Source organism: Komagataeibacter melaceti, from assembly GCF_003403295.1.
In the GTDB taxonomy this organism is placed as follows: domain Bacteria; phylum Pseudomonadota; class Alphaproteobacteria; order Acetobacterales; family Acetobacteraceae; genus Komagataeibacter; species Komagataeibacter melaceti.
On record NZ_QUWV01000211.1, the window covers coordinates 1 to 247 of the forward strand.

Below are 247 nucleotides of genomic sequence, written 5' to 3' on the forward strand. Positions count from 1 at the left end.
GCCAGATAATGCCGCCAGTCATACACCGTGCGGCCTGGCACACCATGCGAACGCGTGATGATCCGGTCATGCACGCACAGAACCTGCCCTTCGGCGATAATGCGCAGCCTGTCGGGATAAACCCGCAGGCTGATCGGACGATTGGCAAAGGAGGCCGGTACGCTGTAGCGATTGCCTTCGAACTGGATCAGGCAGGTTGGCGAGACGCGCTTGGTCTGTTCGACAAACCCGTCAAAGGGACGCCCCG

1 protein-coding gene is annotated in these 247 nt (G+C 60.7%); it reads right to left on the reverse strand.

From position 1 onward, the window contains the following. Positions 1-247, reverse strand: a 247-nt coding sequence (locus DY926_RS16390) for a Mu transposase domain-containing protein (RefSeq protein ID WP_408886085.1), incomplete at both ends; no start/stop codon positions are given.